This is a genomic window from Oerskovia enterophila (assembly GCF_044748475.1).
Classification (GTDB): domain Bacteria; phylum Actinomycetota; class Actinomycetes; order Actinomycetales; family Cellulomonadaceae; genus Oerskovia; species Oerskovia enterophila.
The window spans coordinates 316787-333884 of the sequence record NZ_JBIVFZ010000003.1 but is presented as its reverse complement, the minus strand read 5'-3'; the positions used below and the strand labels follow the sequence as shown (position 1 = coordinate 333884).

Annotated in this window: 17 protein-coding genes; 10 read left to right on the top strand and 7 right to left on the bottom strand. The window is 71.2% G+C overall.

Translation table 11 applies throughout. The annotated features are described in order from the left end of the window. Positions 1-49 precede the first annotated feature (49 nt). The 5 genes from ACIPWA_RS10850 to ACIPWA_RS10830 are packed head-to-tail and all read right to left on the bottom strand — an operon-like array spanning position 50 to position 2848. Positions 50-874, bottom strand: a complete 825-nt coding sequence (locus ACIPWA_RS10850) for a bestrophin-like domain (protein WP_056651118.1) — start codon at positions 872-874, stop codon at positions 50-52. A gap of 4 nt (positions 875-878) precedes the next feature. Beyond that, entirely contained in the window at positions 879-1637 is a 759-nt protein-coding gene (locus tag ACIPWA_RS10845) for a hypothetical protein (RefSeq protein ID WP_400290091.1), read from the bottom strand. A 25-nt stretch (positions 1638-1662) separates the two neighbouring features. Further along, on the bottom strand, positions 1663-2046 hold the full coding sequence (locus ACIPWA_RS10840; RefSeq protein ID WP_400290088.1) for an SHOCT domain-containing protein: 384 nt from the start codon (positions 2044-2046) through the stop codon (positions 1663-1665). Between the two features lie 27 nt (positions 2047-2073). Continuing rightward, positions 2074-2370: an SHOCT domain-containing protein gene (locus ACIPWA_RS10835; RefSeq protein ID WP_056763469.1), complete on the bottom strand. Its 297-nt coding sequence runs from the start codon at positions 2368-2370 to the stop codon at positions 2074-2076. 28 nt (positions 2371-2398) lie between these two features. Beyond that, entirely contained in the window at positions 2399-2848 is a 450-nt protein-coding gene (locus ACIPWA_RS10830) for a DUF6325 family protein (protein WP_056651130.1), read from the bottom strand. 240 nt (positions 2849-3088) lie between these two features. Between ACIPWA_RS10830 and ACIPWA_RS10825 the strand changes: the two genes are divergently transcribed. Next, positions 3089-3409: a carboxymuconolactone decarboxylase family protein gene (locus ACIPWA_RS10825; protein WP_056651132.1), complete on the top strand. Its 321-nt coding sequence runs from the start codon at positions 3089-3091 to the stop codon at positions 3407-3409. 4 nt (positions 3410-3413) lie between these two features. Here ACIPWA_RS10825 and ACIPWA_RS10820 read toward each other — a convergent pair whose 3' ends face one another. Continuing rightward, positions 3414-5663, bottom strand: coding sequence for a winged helix-turn-helix domain-containing protein (locus ACIPWA_RS10820; RefSeq protein ID WP_400290084.1), 2250 nt, complete (start codon positions 5661-5663; stop codon positions 3414-3416). 207 nt (positions 5664-5870) lie between these two features. Between ACIPWA_RS10820 and ACIPWA_RS10815 the strand changes: the two genes are divergently transcribed. Next, positions 5871-8237, top strand: coding sequence for a sulfatase-like hydrolase/transferase (locus tag ACIPWA_RS10815; protein ID WP_400290082.1), 2367 nt, complete (start codon positions 5871-5873; stop codon positions 8235-8237). 149 nt (positions 8238-8386) lie between these two features. On the opposite strand, the gene ACIPWA_RS10810 is transcribed toward ACIPWA_RS10815, so the two are convergent. Further along, positions 8387-10777: an ATP-binding cassette domain-containing protein gene (locus ACIPWA_RS10810; RefSeq protein WP_400290079.1), complete on the bottom strand. Its 2391-nt coding sequence runs from the start codon at positions 10775-10777 to the stop codon at positions 8387-8389. Between the two features lie 402 nt (positions 10778-11179). Here ACIPWA_RS10810 and ACIPWA_RS10805 point away from each other — a divergent pair, with 402 nt between their 5' ends. The 8 genes from ACIPWA_RS10805 (at position 11180) to ACIPWA_RS10770 (ending at position 17026) form a co-directional block, all read left to right on the top strand. Further along, positions 11180-11515, top strand: a complete 336-nt coding sequence (locus ACIPWA_RS10805) for a carboxymuconolactone decarboxylase family protein (RefSeq protein WP_056651141.1) — start codon at positions 11180-11182, stop codon at positions 11513-11515. Between the two features lie 43 nt (positions 11516-11558). After that, positions 11559-12659, top strand: coding sequence for an AI-2E family transporter (locus ACIPWA_RS10800; RefSeq protein ID WP_400290077.1), 1101 nt, complete (start codon positions 11559-11561; stop codon positions 12657-12659). A 42-nt stretch (positions 12660-12701) separates the two neighbouring features. Then, on the top strand, positions 12702-13280 hold the full coding sequence (locus ACIPWA_RS10795; RefSeq protein WP_235535438.1) for a potassium channel family protein: 579 nt from the start codon (positions 12702-12704) through the stop codon (positions 13278-13280). 127 nt (positions 13281-13407) lie between these two features. Next, on the top strand, positions 13408-13920 hold the full coding sequence (locus tag ACIPWA_RS10790) for a ribbon-helix-helix protein, CopG family (RefSeq protein ID WP_056651146.1): 513 nt from the start codon (positions 13408-13410) through the stop codon (positions 13918-13920). Positions 13921-13992: 72 nt separating this feature from the next. Continuing rightward, on the top strand, positions 13993-14841 hold the full coding sequence (locus tag ACIPWA_RS10785) for a DUF4097 family beta strand repeat-containing protein (protein ID WP_056651148.1): 849 nt from the start codon (positions 13993-13995) through the stop codon (positions 14839-14841). Positions 14842-14923: 82 nt separating this feature from the next. Continuing rightward, entirely contained in the window at positions 14924-15724 is an 801-nt protein-coding gene (locus ACIPWA_RS10780; protein WP_400290074.1) for an ABC transporter ATP-binding protein, read from the top strand. After that, entirely contained in the window at positions 15721-16560 is an 840-nt protein-coding gene (locus tag ACIPWA_RS10775; protein ID WP_400290072.1) for an ABC transporter permease, read from the top strand. Before ACIPWA_RS10780 ends, ACIPWA_RS10775 begins: the two co-directional genes overlap by 4 nt. Before the next feature lie 265 nt (positions 16561-16825). After that, positions 16826-17026, top strand: coding sequence for a hypothetical protein (locus tag ACIPWA_RS10770; protein ID WP_400290070.1), 201 nt, complete (start codon positions 16826-16828; stop codon positions 17024-17026). Positions 17027-17098 lie beyond the last annotated feature (72 nt).

The window sequence follows — 17098 nt, the reverse complement described above, 5'->3', positions numbered from 1 at the left end:
GCGTCGGCGTGGGCTCGTCGCACGCTCCCACACCCGGCCACCCTCGCGCCTACTGCGCGCGGCCGTCCTCGTCGCACGGCGGGGTCACGGAGATGCCGACCGCGTCGAGCTGGGTCTCGACGAGGACGAGCGTGCGCTCCATCGCGACGGGTTGCAGCTTGCCGACCTGGTGCCCGTGCGGATGGTCGAAGAAGACGAGCAGGCAGAGCATGAGCGAGATGACGAGCGTGACGCTGCCCATGAGCACCGACTGCGTGACGGCGCCCTCGGCCGAGTCGGCGAAGAAGAGCATGAACACGAAGATCGTCGCGGAGATGGCGAACAGGACGAGCCACAGGGGGAGCGGGATCAGTCCCTCGGCGCCGTGCACGCGGGCCTGGCGCGCCTGCTCCCGGTCGGCGGTCTGGTCCATCCACCGGTCGTAGGCCGACTGCTCGGTGTCCGAGGCGGGCTCGACCCCGCGGATGGTGCGGAACATCTCGACGCCCCAGGGGTTGACGGCGTCGCCGAGCCGCGCGTCGGCCATGGCCTCCCACTCGGTCGTCGCGACCGAGCGCGCGTAGCAGACGAGCTGGCCCGACAGCTCGGCCCCGGCGTCAGCGGGAAGGAACTGCGCCGTCTGGATCTGCTGCGCGACGACCTGCGCCTCCTCCTCGGCGCCGCTGCGCGCCTCGTCGTAGGACTCGAAGGCCAGGAAGATGATGAAGCCCAGGAGCACCGAGAAGCCCGTGGCGAGGACCCCGAACACGCCCGAGGCGCGGTCCCCGTCGCGGAAGCGGCTGCCCTCGGGTGCCCGCGCGCGCACGAGCAGCATGGCCGTGACCGTCACGGCCGTGGCGCCGAACGTGACGAGAGCCGCGATCAGGATGTTCACGGCCTCACACCTGCACCGGGTAGGAGATCAGGACGCCCAGCGTCGCGAGGAGCGCGACACCGCCGATCCCGACCATCGCGAGGCGCAGCCGCGGTGACGAGAGCTTCGCCCCGATGCCGCCGAAGAACAGCACCGACGCGCACAGCACCGTGGCGAGCACGTAGTTGTCCTTGACCCCGTTGGCGTGGTGCGCCCGCGCGGCGGCAGCGTCGGCCTTCTTCTCGAGCCGCTGCGACTCCTGGGTCGCGGAGAGCACGTACTCGTCCATCGCGAACGGGCTGGGCGGCGCGTCGGCGTTGGTCGACGGGTCCAGTGCGACCCACGCCTGGACCGCGGGCTCGAACTCCTCGCGGAACCGTGCGTAGAGGAACCCCGAGTACGTCGCGGGGTCGGGGACGTAGCCGGGAGCCGGGCCCACACGTCCCTGCTCCTCGTCGAGCGCGCTCAGCCAGTCGGTGAAGAGCTGGACGTCGATGATGGTCTGCTGCCCCGCGAGCGTCGAGGCGCGGTTGCTCTCGGTGCGTGCGGCACCGGCCGCGCTGTACGACGTCGCCATCTCACCACCCCACTGCGCGCTCTGGAACGCGGACCAGGCCGTCATGACAGTCGCGATCGCGAGCAGGACAGCCGCGACGAGTTCGAGGTGCCGGTGGACCGCAGCGGCGGGGCCGCCCGGTGCGGCCGGGCCGCCCGGACCGGTCGACGGGTTGATGGCCCCAGGCGTGGACCGACCACGGGGGCTGGGGCTCCCGTGGTCGGTCACGTCGATCCTGTGCGCGCTCGTCCGACTAGGCGAGTGCCTTGGCCTTGAGCGTGGCGAACTCGTTCTCGTCGATCACGCCGGCGTCGAGCAGGGCCTTGGCGTCGCTGATCTGGGTCGCCGCGGAGGACTCGGACTTCGCGACCCCCCGGATGTACGCGTCGGTCTGGGCCTTGGCCTGCGAGACGTCCTGCATCTGCCGTTCGGCCATGCCGCGCCCTCTGGCGATGATGTAGATCAGCGCCGTGAGGAACGGGACGAGGACCAGCGCGACGATCCACAGCGCCTTCCACCAGCCGCTGAGCTCGTGGTCCCGGAAGAGGTCGGCCAGGATCCTGAACAGGATCATGAGGTACATGAAGAAGAAGAACCACCAGATCATCAACCAGAACCAGTCCATGAAGCTGTCCATGCGACGTCCTCCTCGTACGGGTGCCGGTCAACCGGCAAGGATCTGAGACTTCTGGGCCTCGAACTCTGCGGGGCTCAGGATGCCCTGGTCGCGCAGAGCGGCGAGCTGGGTGAGCTGCGCGATCCGGGCGTCCATGTCGACCGGCGCCGGTGCGGGTGCCGGCGGCGCGGGGGCGTAGGTCGGCTGGGGTGCCGGCTGCTGCGGTGGCGGGGCTTCCTGGGACGCCCAGCGCCCCGCCTGTCGTCGCGAGACGCGGTTGGAGACGGCGGTCGCCGTCCCGGCCACGACGGCGGTGCGTGCGACTCCTCGGATGAGTCCGGGCATGGTGTGGGCCTCCTAGGTCGGTCCGGGATCAGTCGGTGGATTCGTCGGCCTCGAGCGCGGCGAGCACGGCCTGCACAGGGATGCGCCCCCCGGCCACGAGCTGGGCGCCGCCTCGCCGTAGTGCGGTCGCGAAAGGGGCGGCCCAGACGTTCTCGTAGACGAGCACGGCGGCTGTCCGGCCAGGCTCGACGGCCTCCGCCGCCTCGGCCAGGTCCTCGTGGCCCAGGAGACCGGACACGGCCCCTGCGAAGATCTCGAGCCCGGTCGTGCCGTCGGCGAGCTCGTCGAGCTCGAGGCCGGTCACGGTCCCGTCGTCCTCCTTGCGGAGCACGAGCAGGTCGAGCACCCTGACGATCCCTCGGTCGACCAGGTCGACGAGCAGGGGGAACGCCTCGCCGGTCATGGCCTCCGACGGGAACTCGACGATCAGGTAGTCGATGGGTCCCGACTCCTGCAGGTCGGTCGGCTCCTGTGTCATGGGTCGGTCGTCCTTTCCTTCGGGGGCTGGGCCCGGTTGCACGGGGCGCGCACACCGCCCTGCCTGGGACCAGACTGCTCCGCAGGAGCGTGGTGGTCGTCATGCAGACCGCATGAAGTTCGGGTCAGGGACCGCACACCCGACGTCCCGGCGAATCATGTGATCGTGGTGATGCGCGGCGGTCGGCCGGCGTGCGGCAATGGGGGGACAGGACCCGGCGACAGGATCGAAGGGCACGACGTGGACTACACCGACCGACTACGGCGCTTCGCCGCCAACGACGCACGGCTCGAGGAAGACCTGGAGGCCGAGGAGGTGATGCTCGACCCCAAGACCCTCGCCCTCGTCCGCCTGGCGGCACTCGTCGCGGTCGGCGGAGCCGAGCCGACCTACGGCAGCGAGGTCGACGACGCCGTGAACGCAGGGGCGACCACCGCCGAGATCGTCGACGTCCTGTCGGCGACCATCCCGATCGTCGGGCTGCCGAGCGTCGTGGCGGCAGCCCCCAAGCTCGCCCTCGCGCTCGGGTTCGACCCGTTCGACGTGAGAGAACCCGGGTGAGCGGTCAGGCGCCCAGCAGTCCCATGCCGATCGCCGTGCGCACGGCGTCGCTCCGGCTCGAGACCCCGAGCTTGCGATAGATCGACCCGATCTCCGAGCTGGCCGTGTTCCGGGACACGAAGAGCCGCTCTCCGATCTCGCGGATCGTCAGGTGGGTCTGCAGGTACGGCAGGAGGCGCAGCTCGGCAGGGGTGAGGGGAGTGCTCGACGTCGGCAGGGCCGCCGTACGCGAGGCGGCGTCGAACGCCGTGCGCAGCTCGACCGCCTCCTCGGCGAGCACTCCGAGCGCTGGGCGACGCAGCAGCACGTCGTCGATCTCCCGCAGGAGGTGGTTGACGGTCGAGGCGTCCGACGTCGCCCAGCTCGTCCGGGCGAGCTGGAGGCGGGTGCGGACCGCGAGCGTCGGGAACGCGTACGTGCTGAACGTGCGAGCACGCATCGCCCGGGTGAGCAGCGCGCGCGTGCCCGCGAGGTCGCCGGCATGGTGGCGGTAGCGTGCGGCCAGCGCGAACCCGAGGCCGCTCGTCGGGTAGTCGTGCATGCGGCGTGCGTCGATCGCGTCGAGGAGCCTGCGGACCCGGTCGCCTGCGCGCGCCCACCGGTCGTGATCCATGTCGAGCTGCGCGAGCTGCGCCTCGGCGAGCACGAGCGTGCTCGCATGATCGAGCTCTCCGGCCGCCTCGGTGGCGCGCTCCAGGTACTCGGTCGCCGCGTCGTCGTCACCGACCAGGCGCAGGGCGTCGCCGCGCAGCATGAACACCGTGTCCCGCCACGTGCTCCACGCCGGTTCGGAGTCGAGGGCGGTCCCGACGTCGTCGAGCATCTGCTCGGGGCCGTCCGGGCAGCGCAGCGCCCGGAACATGGCGCGGGCCGACTCGAACGAGGCCGTCCCGTCGACCGGCTTGCCGTCGAACGAGGAGGTGTCTGCCACGGCCCCCCACCGCTCGGCCGTGGCCGCGTGCCCCTCGTGCACGGCGACGAGGCCCGCGAGCACCGCGAGCGGCGGGTACTTCGTGATCGACTCGTCGCCGAGCGCGGCCAGCCACCGGTCGATCGTCGTGACCCGTCCGGCCTGGACGTGGGGCATCACGACGCGTGCGACGAGCCGGGAGGTCCGCTCGATCTCGGGAGTCGCGAGCAGCATCTCGATCGCGCGCTCGGGCGAGCCGTTCTCCTCGTACCAGTCGGCTGCCCGCGTCCGCAGGTCGTCGGCGAGCTCGGGCTCGGTCGCGAGGAGCTCGTCGAGGAGGAACTCGCGGAACAGCGCGTGGTAGCGGAACCACTGCCTGTGCCGGTCGACCGGGACGAGGAAGAGGTGCGAGGCCTCGATCGCGCGCAGGATCCGGGTCGAGGAGCGGACGCCGAGCAGTGCGTCGCACAGCGGTGCGCTGAGCTCGTCGAGCACCGCGGTCCGTCGCAGGAACAGCTGGGTCTCGGCGGACAGCCGGCGGAACGACTCGCGCTGGAGGTAGTCCGCGACGTAGCGGTCCGTGCCGGTCACGGTCTCGGGGCCGGAGCCGTCTCCGGCGGCTACGAGCGAGGCGAGGTACACGCCGACGGGCCAGCCCTCGGTCCGCTCGGTCACGGTGGTCGCGATCTCGTGCGTGACCCGGACCTGCGAGGCGGCGAAGACCTGCTCGGTGCCGGAGACGTCGAGGGCCAGGTCCTGCGCGTCGATCTCGACCGACTCGCCGGCCGCGCGCAGGCGCGCGAGGTGGGGTTGCTCGTCCCGGCTCGCCGCGACCAGCTGGGACCCCTCGGGGATCCCCGCGAGCACGATGCCCAGCACGTCGTGGCAGGCCGCCGACCGCACCTCGTGCAGGTCGTCGAGCGCCAGGACGAACGGCTCGGGGCTCGAGCGCAGGGCCGACGCCAGGCGCGGGGCGGCTCGGCCCAGGAGCGAGGTGTCGGCTCCGACCATGTCCGCCACGAGGTCGGGGCGCCCCGCACCCAGGCGCGCGAAGGCCGAGGCGAGCACGACGAGCAGTCTCGCCGGGTCGTCGTCGAGCCGGTCGAGCGTGACCCACGCGACGGGACGAGGGTCACGCTCGGCCCACTCGGCCAGCAGGGTCGACTTCCCGTAGCCGGGGGGCGCCGTGACCCCGACCACGCGCCGTCCGCTCGCGCGGGTCGCGTCGATCAGGTCGGCCCGGCTCACGACCGGCGCGTGCCGCCGGGGCACGCTGAACTTGGCCTCGAGGAGCAGCCCGTCGAGCTCCTCGTCCGCACGCGCCGTCCCCTGCTCGTCGCTCACCTTCACACCATAGGGCGCGGGTCGTCGCAGCGCCGGACGTCTGCTGCGTGTCCTCCGGACTGGATCTCCGACGGAACCGACCCGTGGGGGGTGGGCGGGCAGCACCCGTGGCGCCGGTGATCACGCGGTCTGGGGGATGCGCGTGCGAGCGCCGGTTCCTACCGTGGGACGCATCCGTGTCCTCGTGCCCGACCGAGCGGAGCTCTCATGCGTCCCGACCAGCACGCCCGCACCATGCTGCCCATCCCGGACCGCCCCCGGCCGGGATTGACGACGTACGACGCCAAGGACCCCGACACGTCCTACCCGCCGATCGAGCCGCTGCGCCCGCCCGAGGGCGCACCGAACGTGCTGATCGTCCTGCTCGACGACGTGGGCTTCGGTGCGTCGAGCGCGTTCGGGGGGCCGTGCCACACTCCGACTGCGGAGCGGCTGGCGGCCGGCGGGCTGACGTTCAACCGCTTCCACACCACGGCGCTGTGCGCCCCCACCCGGGCCGCGATGCTCAGCGGGAGAAACCACCACTCGGTCGGCATGGGCAGCATCACCGAGACCGCGACGTCGGCGCCCGGGAACAGCTCGCTCAAGCCCAACACCAAGGCGCCGCTCGCGATGACGCTCAAGCTCAACGGCTACTCGACGGCGCAGTTCGGCAAGTGCCACGAGGTCCCGGTCTGGCAGTCCTCGCCCATGGGGCCGTTCGATGCCTGGCCGTCCGTCGGCGGAGGGTTCGAGACGTTCTACGGCTTCATCGGCGGCGAGAACAACCAGTGGGAGCCGGCGCTCTACGAGGGCACGACGCCCGTCGAACCCCCGAGGACCGCCGAGGAGGGGTACCACCTGACCGAGGACCTCGCCGACCGGGCGATCAGCTGGATCCGGACGCAGAAGGCGCTCATGCCGGACAAGCCCTTCTTCGCCTACTTCGCCCCGGGCGCGACGCACGCCCCGCACCACGTCCCGCAGGAGTGGGCCGACCGGTACGCGGGCCGGTTCGCGGACGGCTGGGACGTCCAGCGCGAGCGCACGTTCGCGCGTCAGAAGGAGCTCGGTGTGATCCCGCCCGAGGCCGAGCTCACGCCGCGCCACGCCGAGATCCCGGCGTGGGACGACATGCCGGACGACCTCAGGCCCGTGCTCGAGCGGGAGATGGAGGTGTACGCGGGCTTCCTCGAGCACGCCGACCACCACGTGGGCCGGGTCGTCGACGCGATCGAGGACCTGGGGGTGCTCGACGACACCCTCATCTACTACGTGATCGGGGACAACGGCGCCTCGGCCGAGGGCACGATCAACGGCGCGTTCAACGAGATGGCGAACTTCAACGGCATGGCGGCGCTCGAGACACCCGAGTTCATGGCGTCCAAGCTGGCCGAGCTCGGCTCGCCGTCGTCGTACAACCACTACGCCGTGGGTTGGGCCTGGGCCATGGACACCCCCTTCCAGTGGACCAAGCAGGTCGCCTCGCACTGGGGAGGGACGCGCAACGGGACCGTCGTGCACTGGCCCCGGCGCATCACGGACTCCGGCGGGCTGCGCTCGCAGTTCACGCACTGCATCGACGTGGCCCCCACGATCCTCGAGGCCGCGGGCCTGCCCGAGCCCACCCAGGTCAACGGCGTGCTCCAGTCACCCATGGAGGGCACGAGCATGCTCTACGCGTTCGACGACGCAGACGCGCCCGAGCGCCACGACCTCCAGTACTTCGAGATGTTCGGCAACCGGGGGATCTACCACAAGGGGTGGAGCGCGGTCACCAAGCACCGCACGCCGTGGGACATGGTCGGCGGGTCGGCCATCGCGTTCGACGACGACGTCTGGGAGCTCTACGACGGCAGCACCGACTACAGCCAGGCGCACGACCTGTCCGCCGAGCAGCCCGAACGGCTGCACTCCCTCCAGCGCCTGTGGCTCATCGAGGCGGTCAAGTACGACGTGCTCCCGCTCGACGACCGGACCGCGGACCGGTTGAACCCCGAGACCGCCGGGCGCCCGACCCTCGTCCACGGGAACAGCCAGCTGCTGTTCGCCGGGATGGGGCGGCTCTCGGAGAACAGTGTCGTGAACATCAAGAACAAGTCGTTCTCCGTGACCGCGGAGATCGAGGTCCCGGCCTCCGGTGCGGACGGTGTGATCATCGCGCAGGGCGGGAGGTTCGGCGGCTGGAGCCTGTACGCCAAGGAGGGCAGGCTGAAGTTCGTCTACAACGTCCTGGGCATCCAGGAGTTCGCGACCGAGGCACAGGCCACGGTCCCGGAGGGCACGCACCAGGTCCGCATGGAGTTCGCGTACGACGGCGGAGGGCTCGCCAAGGGAGGCGACGTGACGCTCTTCCACGACGGCACCCCCGTGGGCACCGGCCGGGTCGGCGCGACCCAGGCCATGGTCTTCTCCGCCGACGAGACGACGGACGTCGGGTACGAGTCGGGGACACCGGTCAGCTCGGACTACTCGCCGCGGTCGAGCCGGTTCTCGGGCAGGATCCACTGGGTCCAGATCGACGTGGGGACCGACGACCACGACCACTTCATCGACCCCGACGAGCGCCTGCGCATCGCCATGGCAAGGCAGTGAGGGGAGCACCGGGGGAGTGGTGAGGCCGCGGCGCTGTGCCGCGGTGCGCGCCGCGTTGCCCTGCCGGCCCGTGCCCGACGGCGCCGCTCACCGCGCGGGTGAGCGGCGCCGTCGGGCACGGGCACGTCCCGTACCGGGCAGTGCTCCCGTCAGGAGGCGACGTACGCCGCGAGGTGCTGGCCCGTGAGCGTCGAGCGGTCGGCCACCAGGTCGGCCGGCGTGCCCTCGAAGACGACCCGGCCGCCGTCGTGCCCGGCGCCCGGGCCGAGGTCGATGATCCAGTCGGCGTGCGCCATGACCGCCTGGTGGTGCTCGATCACGACGACCGACTTGCCCGACTCGACGAGCCGGTCGAGCAGGCCGAGCAGCTGTTCGACGTCGGCCAGGTGCAGGCCCGTCGTGGGCTCGTCGAGCACGTAGACGCCGCCCTTGGCACCCATCTGCGTCGCGAGCTTGATCCGCTGGCGCTCGCCCCCCGACAGCGTCGTGAGGGGCTGGCCGAGGCTCAGGTAGCCCAGGCCCACGTCGACGAGGCGCGTGAGGATCGAGTGGGCGGCCGCGATGCGCGACTCGCCCGCCGCGAAGAACTCCTCCGCCTCGGTGACGGACATCGCGAGCACCTCGGCGATGTTCTTCCCACCCAGCGTGTACTCGAGCACCGAGGCCTGGAAGCGCTTGCCCCCGCACTCCTCGCACGGCGTCTCGACCGTGGCCATGACACCGAGGTCGGTGTAGATGACGCCCGCACCGTTGCACACGGGGCAGGCACCCTCGGAGTTGGCGCTGAACAGCGCGGGCTTGACCCCGTTGGCCTTGGCGAACGCCTTGCGGATCGGGTCGAGCAGGCCCGTGTAGGTCGCCGGGTTGCTCCGGCGCGATCCGCGGATCGCGCTCTGGTCGATCACGACGACCCCCTCGCGGCCCGCGACCGAGCCGTGGATCAAGGAGCTCTTGCCCGACCCGGCGACCCCCGTCACGACGCACAGGACCCCGAGGGGGACGTCGACGTCGACTCCCTGCAGGTTGTGCTCGGTCGCGCCACGGATCTCGAGCGCGCCCCGGGGGGCGCGCACGCTCGCCTTGACCGTCGAGCGGTCGTCGAGGTGGCGGCCGGTCGTGGTGTCGCTCGCGCGCAGCCCCTCGACCGTGCCCTCGAAGCAGATGGTGCCCCCGTGCCGCCCGGCTCCCGGGCCGATGTCGACGACGTGGTCCGCGATCGTGATCGCCTCGGGCTTGTGCTCCACGACGAGGACCGTGTTGCCCTTGTCCCGCAGCTGGAGCAGCAGCGTGTTCATGCGCTGGATGTCGTGCGGGTGCAGCCCGATGGTCGGCTCGTCGAACACATAGGTGACGTCGGTGAGCGAGGAGCCCAGGTGGCGGATCATCTTGGTGCGCTGCGCCTCGCCGCCTGACAGCGTGCCCGAGGGGCGGTCGAGCGAGAGGTAGCCCAGGCCGATCTCCGCGAACGAGTCGAGCAGGTGCTGGAGGCCCTTGAGGAGCGGTGCCATCGAGGGCTCGTCGAGACCGCGGACCCACTCGGCGAGGTCGCTGATCTGCATCGTGCACACGTCCGCGATGCTCTTGTCGCCGATCTTCGACGAGCGTGCCTCGGGGCTCAGGCGCGTGCCGTCGCACTCCGGGCACGTCTGGAACGTCACGGCCTTCTCGACGAACGCCCGGATGTGCGGCTGCATCGCGTCGACGTCCTTGGACAGGAAGGACTTCTGGATCTTGGGGATCAGGCCCTCGTACGTCAGGTTGATGCCCTCGACCTTGATCTTGGTCGGCTCCTTGTAGAGGAGGTCGTGCAGCTCGCGCTGGGTGAACCTGCTGATCGGCTTGGCCGCGTCGAAGAAGCCGCTGCCCCGGTAGATGCGCCCGTACCAGCCGTCCATCGAGTAGCCCGGGATCGTCAGCGCGCCCTCGTCGAGCGACTTGCTGTCGTCGTACAGCGCCGTGAGGTCGAAGTCGGTCACGCTGCCCTTGCCCTCGCAGCGCGGGCACATGCCGCCGAGCTGGTGGAACGAGGCCTTCTCCGCCTGCGTCTTGCCGCCGCGCTCGATCGTGATCGCGCCGCTGCCCGAGACCGAGGGGACGTTGAACGAGTACGCCTGCGGTGAGCCGATGTGCGGCTGCCCGAGGCGGCTGAAGAGGATGCGCAGCATCGCGTTCGCGTCGGTCACGGTGCCCACCGTGGAGCGCGGGTTGGCCCCCATGCGTTCCTGGTCGACGATGATCGCGGTCGTCAGCCCGTCCAGCAGGTCGACGTCGGGGCGCGCGAGCGAGGGCATGAAGCCCTGGAGGAACGCGCTGTACGTCTCGTTGATCATGCGCTGGGACTCGGCAGCGATGGTGCTGAAGACGAGCGAGCTCTTGCCCGAGCCGGAGACCCCGGTGAACACCGTGAGGCGACGCTTGGGGATCTCGACGCTGATGTCCTGGAGGTTGTTCTCCCGGGCGCCCTGCACGCGGATCATGTCGTGGGTGTCGGCGACGTGGGGTGCGGGCGCGGCAGTGCCCGTGCTCGTGGCGGTGCTCATCTGTCTCCTCCTGGTGGGCGGGCGCGCGGGCCCCCGCCGGGTCGCCGGACGTGTCCGTCCATCGTCGGACGCTCGGCCTCGCTCCGCACGCAGGGTTGAGGTGCGTGCGGCAGGACCTGCAGGACACGCTAGCGGGGTCCACCGACGCCGGGCTTCTCGATTCCTGCTCGACCGGCCGGTCGGCTCAAGGGTGCGACAAGGCGCAGGTTCACACGAACTGCATGACGCGCCGCCGCGTGCCCGGGGCGCTCAATGGGAGAGGCGCGCAACCGCGCCCTGCGCGAGGCCCGACGTCGACCTCGCCGTGCCGAGGGGTCACCTGAGGACGGTCCGACGTCTCGCACGGCCCGAGCAGCCCTGGCACGCCGGACCATGGTCGGTCCGGGACGGAGAGGATCCATCATGAGCGAACAGACCGAGGGCACCCCCGTGCTCGACCTGCTGGTGGAGATGACGGCGGACTCGGTCGAGGCGTCGAGCCTCGACATCCAGACCGTGATGCTGGTGCGGCTCGCGGCGCTCGTGGCGGTCGACGCGCCCCCGGTGTCGTACCTGATGAACCTGGAGGCCGGGATGGAGGCCGGGATCGACGCGGACATGGTCGCGGGCGTCCTCGCGGCGGTCGCGCCCATCGTCGGCACTCCTCGCGTGGTCGCGGCGTCTGCAGGCATCGCGGAGTCGCTCGCGTTCGAGATCGCTGTCGCGGTCGCCGACATCGCGGAGCAGAACGAGGCGTAGGCGTGTGATCCCCGATGCCGATCAGCCACCTCCCGCCGCGGACTTGCGCCCAGCAGAGCGTGCCGGCCGGGCCGCCACGCTCTCCTGGGGCCCGAAGGTCGGCCTCTGGGCGTGGAGCTTCGTCGGCACCGTCGTGGCCGTCGTCCTCGTCGTGCTGGCGCTCGCGGCCGTGAGCGAGATCGTGCTGCCGCTGACTTTCGCGGCCGTACTCGCGGTGTGCTTCAAGCCGCTCGCTGGATGGCTGCGTCGGCACGGTGTCGGGAGCAGCCTGGCCGCGGGCCTGGTCGTCCTCGGGCTCATCGCCCTCGCGACCGTGGTCGCGGTCGCGGCTGTGCGCGGCATCGTCCAGCAGACCGACGAGATCGGGGCCTCGGTCGACGCGGCGACGGACCAGCTCGTGGCGCAGCTCGGCGTCGACCAGGAGTCGCTCGAGGTCGCGCGGCAGACCCTGGAGGACTCCGCCCCGACCGTGACCGGTGGGTTCCTGACCGGGCTCGTGAGCGGGATCGGCGCGCTCGTGGGCATCGCGAGCGGGCTGATCCTCGGCGCGCTGATCATGTACTACCTCGTCAAGGACGGCGCCAGGCTGAGGGGCGCGGTCGTGGCCCAGCTCACGGCCGGGGCGCAGCCCGAGGTCGACGGCTTCATCGGGGACTCGTGCCGGACGCTGCGCGACTACGGGCGTGGCCGGACGACCATGTCGGTCGTCGTCGCCGTGGTCATCGGGGTCGCCGCGCTCCTCCTGGGCCTTCCCCTGATCTTCACGATCGTGGTGGTGAACTTCATCGGTGGGTACATCCCGTACATCGGAGCGTTCCTGGGGGGCGGTCTGGCCGTGGTCGTGGCGCTGGGCGACGGGGGGATCGCCCCGGCCGTGATCATGCTCGTCGTCGTGGTCGCGTCGAACCTGCTGCTCGAGAACTTCGTCGAGCCGCGGGTCATGGGCCGCACGCTCGACATCCATCCGCTGGTCGTGCTGGTCGTGACGGCGCTCGGTGGGGTCGTGGGCGGGATCGTCGGTCTGATCCTCGCCGTCCCGGCCTGGGCGGTAGCCACCGAGGGCGTCTCCCGCCTGCGTCGTCACGGCTTCTTCGACCACGTCGTCACGACGGCCGAGCCCGTCGTGCGACGGATGCTCCAGTAGACGAGACGCCCAGGGGGCGTCCGAGATGGCAAGGAGGACGTCGTGACAGCGCACGCACCCGTCGAGGGCATGCCCGACGACGACGGCGGCGAGGCGGGTCAGGGGCCGATGAGCGGCCTCTCGACCCGGCGACGATGGACGTTGATCGCGCTCGGACTGCTCCGGGCGAGCGGGATCGCGATCCTGCTGGTCGCGCTCTACTACCTGGTGCCGCTCGACCGCCCGTCGCCGTCGTCGTTGGTCGTCGCCCTCGTCCTCTGCCTCCTGGTGCTCGTGACCACGATGTACTGGGAGGTCCGCGCGATCGTCCGCGCCAGGTTCCCCGGGATCCGGGCGACCCAGGCCTTGGCGACGACCGTGCCGTTGTTCCTGCTCGTCTTCGCGGCGACGTACTTCATGATCGCGTTCCAGGACCCGACCACGTTCAGCGAGCCGCTCACCCGGTCCGACGCGCTCTACTTCACGATCACGACGTTCGCGACCGTGGGATTCGGTGACATCGCCCCTCGCTCGGAACCGGTCAGGCTGCTCGTGGCAGCACAGGTGCTGCTCGACCTCGTGATCCTCGGCCTCGGCATCCAGGTCATCTTCGGGGCGGTCAAGAAGGCGCGCACGTCGTGAAGAGCATCGCGACGGCAGCGCCCTGACCTGCCAAGACGCTGACATGACGTCTCGATGACACCACCACTTCGAAGAAGTGACGCCACATCTCTTGCGGTGACACCATTAGTGGTGTCATAGTGGCGTCATGGAACTGACGAGATATGTCGACGAGCTGCAGCACCAGCTCGCCACCGCGGCCGCCGCAGGCGGGGACGAGGCACGTGAGCTCGCAGGTCGTCTGACGGCCCCGCTCGACGCAGCCGTCCGCCTCGTCCTGCTCGAGGCGCTCTCGACCGCGGCCAACGAGATCACGGCCGAGCTCGCCCCGGGGGCGGTGGACGTCCGGCTCCGTGGTCGTGACCCGGAGTTCGTCGTGACCCCGGCCCCGAGCCCGGCCTTCGACGGAGCTGCCGCCCCGGCGGCGGAGCCCGCCCGCCCGGCGGTCCTGGACCCCGACGACGTGAGCACGTCCCGCACGACGCTCCGACTGCCCGACCAGCTCAAGGCGCAGGTCGAGGAGGCGGCAGCCCGCGAGGGCATGTCCGTCAACACGTGGCTCGTGCGCGCGGTCGCCGCGGCGCTCGCACCCACCGCCACGTCCCGCCCGGCCGCACGGGCCACGAGCACCTCCGGTCGTGTGACCGGCTGGGTGCGCTGACCACCACTCGACACCACATCCGGCGCCCCGCCGTCACGGGGCGGACACGTACACCCCTCTGGAGGATCCGTCATGCCCACTTTCGCTGCTCCCACGCCCGTCCCGGTCGTCATCGACGTCCCGTTCGGCAACCTGTACGTCGTCGCCGGAGAGCGGGACGACGTCGTCGTGACCGTCCTGCCGGCCGACCCGACCAAGTCCGGCTCGGTCCGCGCCGCCGAGGAGACGCGCGTCGAACGCGACGGCGACGCGATCTCCGTCGTCTACCCCAGCTCCTGGAAGCAGTACGTCCTGCCGTTCGCGTCCGGTGGCGCCAAGGTCACCATCGAGCTCCCGGCCGGGTCGGACCTGCGCGGCAAGGCAGGGTCCTTGTACGCGGAGGGCAGGCTCGGGTCCGTCGACCTGAACCTCAACGGCGGCAACGCCCGGCTCGACGACGTCGACCGCCTCGACATCAAGGTCTCGGCAGGCTCGCTCAGCGTCGGCCGGGTCTCCGGCCCTGTCGACGCGGTGGTCACGGCGGGCGGGCTGCGGGTCCGCGAGCTCGACGGCGACGCCGTCGTCAAGGTCCCCAACGGCACGACCGAGATCGGCCGGACCACGGGGAGCCTGCGGGTCAACGGTGCGCACGGGGACATCGCGATCGACCGGTCGCACGGCGACACGGTGGTCCGGTGCGCGCACGGCGGTATCCGCGTCGAGCAGGCCGTGAACGGTCGTGTCCAGCTCGAGAGCTCGTACGGCTCGATCGAGGTCGGCGTGCCCGAGGGCACGGCTGCCTGGCTCGACGCGACGTCGCAGCACGGCCAGGTCCGCAACCTCCTCCAGGACGCAGCAGGACCCGACGAGAGCGACCTGACCGTCGAGGTCCGTGCCGGCACCAGCTACGGCGACGTCGTCGTCCGTCGGCCGCACGCCTGATCGTCTCGTCGACCTCCTGCACTCCGTGCCCCACCTGATCGTCGCTCCACCCGCACGTCCACCACCATCGAAGGAGAAGCACATGACCACCCCAACCCGCGGACCCGCGATCGAGGTCGCCGGCCTGCGCAAGTCCTACGCGTCGAAGTCCGGCAAGCAGCTCGTGCTCGACGGGGTCGACCTCGTGGTCCCCGCCGGGACCGTGACCGCGCTCCTCGGCCCCAACGGGTCGGGCAAGACCACCACGGTCGGCGTCCTGTCCACCCTCCTGGCGGCCGATGCCGGCACGGTGCGGGTCGCCGGTCACGACGTGGCCCGCGAGCCCGACGCGGTGCGCGCCTCGATCGGAGTGACCGGCCAGATCACCGCGGTCGACGAGCTCCTCACGGGCACCGAGAACCTGCGCCTCATGGCCGACCTGAACCACCTGGGCCGGACGGCCGGGCGGCGCCGGACGGCCGAGCTGCTCGAGCAGTTCGGTCTCGCCGAGGCCGCGGGCAAGCCCGTGGCGACCTACTCGGGCGGCATGAAGCGCAAGCTCGACCTCGCGATGACGCTCGTCGGGACGCCGTCGGTCGTGTTCCTCGACGAACCGACCACGGGCCTCGACCCACGCAGCCGCATCACCCTGTGGGACGAGGTGCGCACGCTCGTCGCTGGCGGCACCACGATCCTGCTCACCACGCAGTACCTCGAGGAGGCCGACCGGCTCGCCGACTCGGTGGCCGTCCTGCACGGCGGGCGCGTCGTGGCCGAGGGCACGCCCGACGAGCTCAAGGCCGTGCACGACGCCGGATCGCTCGACGAGGTGTTCCTCGCGCTGACCGAACCGACCACCGACGAAGAGACCGGAACGACACAGGACAAGGAGAACGTCCGATGACCGCCATCGCCACCACCGCCCCCACCACCGTCGCGCGACCTCGACCGCTCGCCGACGTCCTGACGATGCTGCGCCGCAGCCTGCTGCGCGCGGTGCGCTACCCGGGACTGACGGTCTTCATCGTCGCCGGCCCCCTGGTCATGCTCCTGCTGTTCGTGCACGTGTTCGGCGGGGCGTTCGGCGCGGGCGTCGCCCCCGGGGTCACGCCCGGAGCCGACGGACGTGCCGCGTACCTGGACTACATCACGCCCACGCTCCTGGTCATCACCGTGGTCGGGGGAGCGACGTCGGTCGCCGTGAGCGCCGCCATGGACGCCGCGAGCGGCATCATGGCCCGGTTCAAGACCATGGCGATCTCGCCCGGGTCGGTGCTGTCGGGCCACGTGCTCGGGTTCGTCGTCCAGGCCCTGATCGCGCTCGTGCTCGTGCTGGGCGCCGCGGTCGCGATGGGCTACCGCCCCGAGGCCGACGCGCTCGACTGGCTCGCGCTGCTGGGCCTGTTCGTCCTGCTCGGGATCGCCCTCAACTGGCTGTGCGTCGCCATGGGGCTCAACGCGCGCAGCGTCGAGACCGCGAGCAACACACCCATGATCCTGCTGCTCCTGCCGTTCCTCGGCAGCGGGTTCGTGCCCGTCGAGACCATGCCGACCGCCGTGCGCTGGTTCGCCGAGCACCAGCCGTTCACGCCCATCATCGACACCGTGCGCGGCCTGCTCGCGGGCGGTGCGGGGCTCGAGGGCTCGACCGCGGTGCAGGCCGTGGCATGGTGCGTCGTGATCGGCGTCGCCGGGTACGTGTGGGCGCGCTCGCTGTTCCGTCGGGAGCGTCGTCTCTGAGGGGCTGGGCGCGCGCACGGCGCGAGAGTCGATGCGACGAAGGGCCGGACGGATGTCCGGCCCTTCGTCGTCCTCGTGATCGGAAACGATCGCTGAGGTCCGGGTGTCGACGCGGTGCCCCACCGCCGGTCACCCCGGCGAGCAGAGCTCGTCGCGTGCCGCCAGGGATCCGGACACGTCCGGGCCGGTCCCGCTCCGACGGTGCAAGCAGCCCGTTCCGCTGCTCCGGATGCGCGAGTCGAGAACGGCTGAAATGCTCCGAGACATGTCGCGAGCCAAGCCAGCCTTCCCCGCCAACGTCCGGCAGCAGGTCTTGCGAGACAGTCTGCCCTTCCCTGGCTCCCAGGACTTCGACGACACCAGCCGCGGGCTCCTCGGCCGGCACATGCCGAGATGCTCGACGCTCGGTCGGCTCGCTGTGGTCCTGGACCCGGGGGACGAGGACTTCGCGATCGTCACTCCCTGACGGTCGGATGGTCCGTGCAGGTCGCCGCCCCGACAGCCGGTACGGACCTTCCGGCTCCTCGGAGCCGACAGA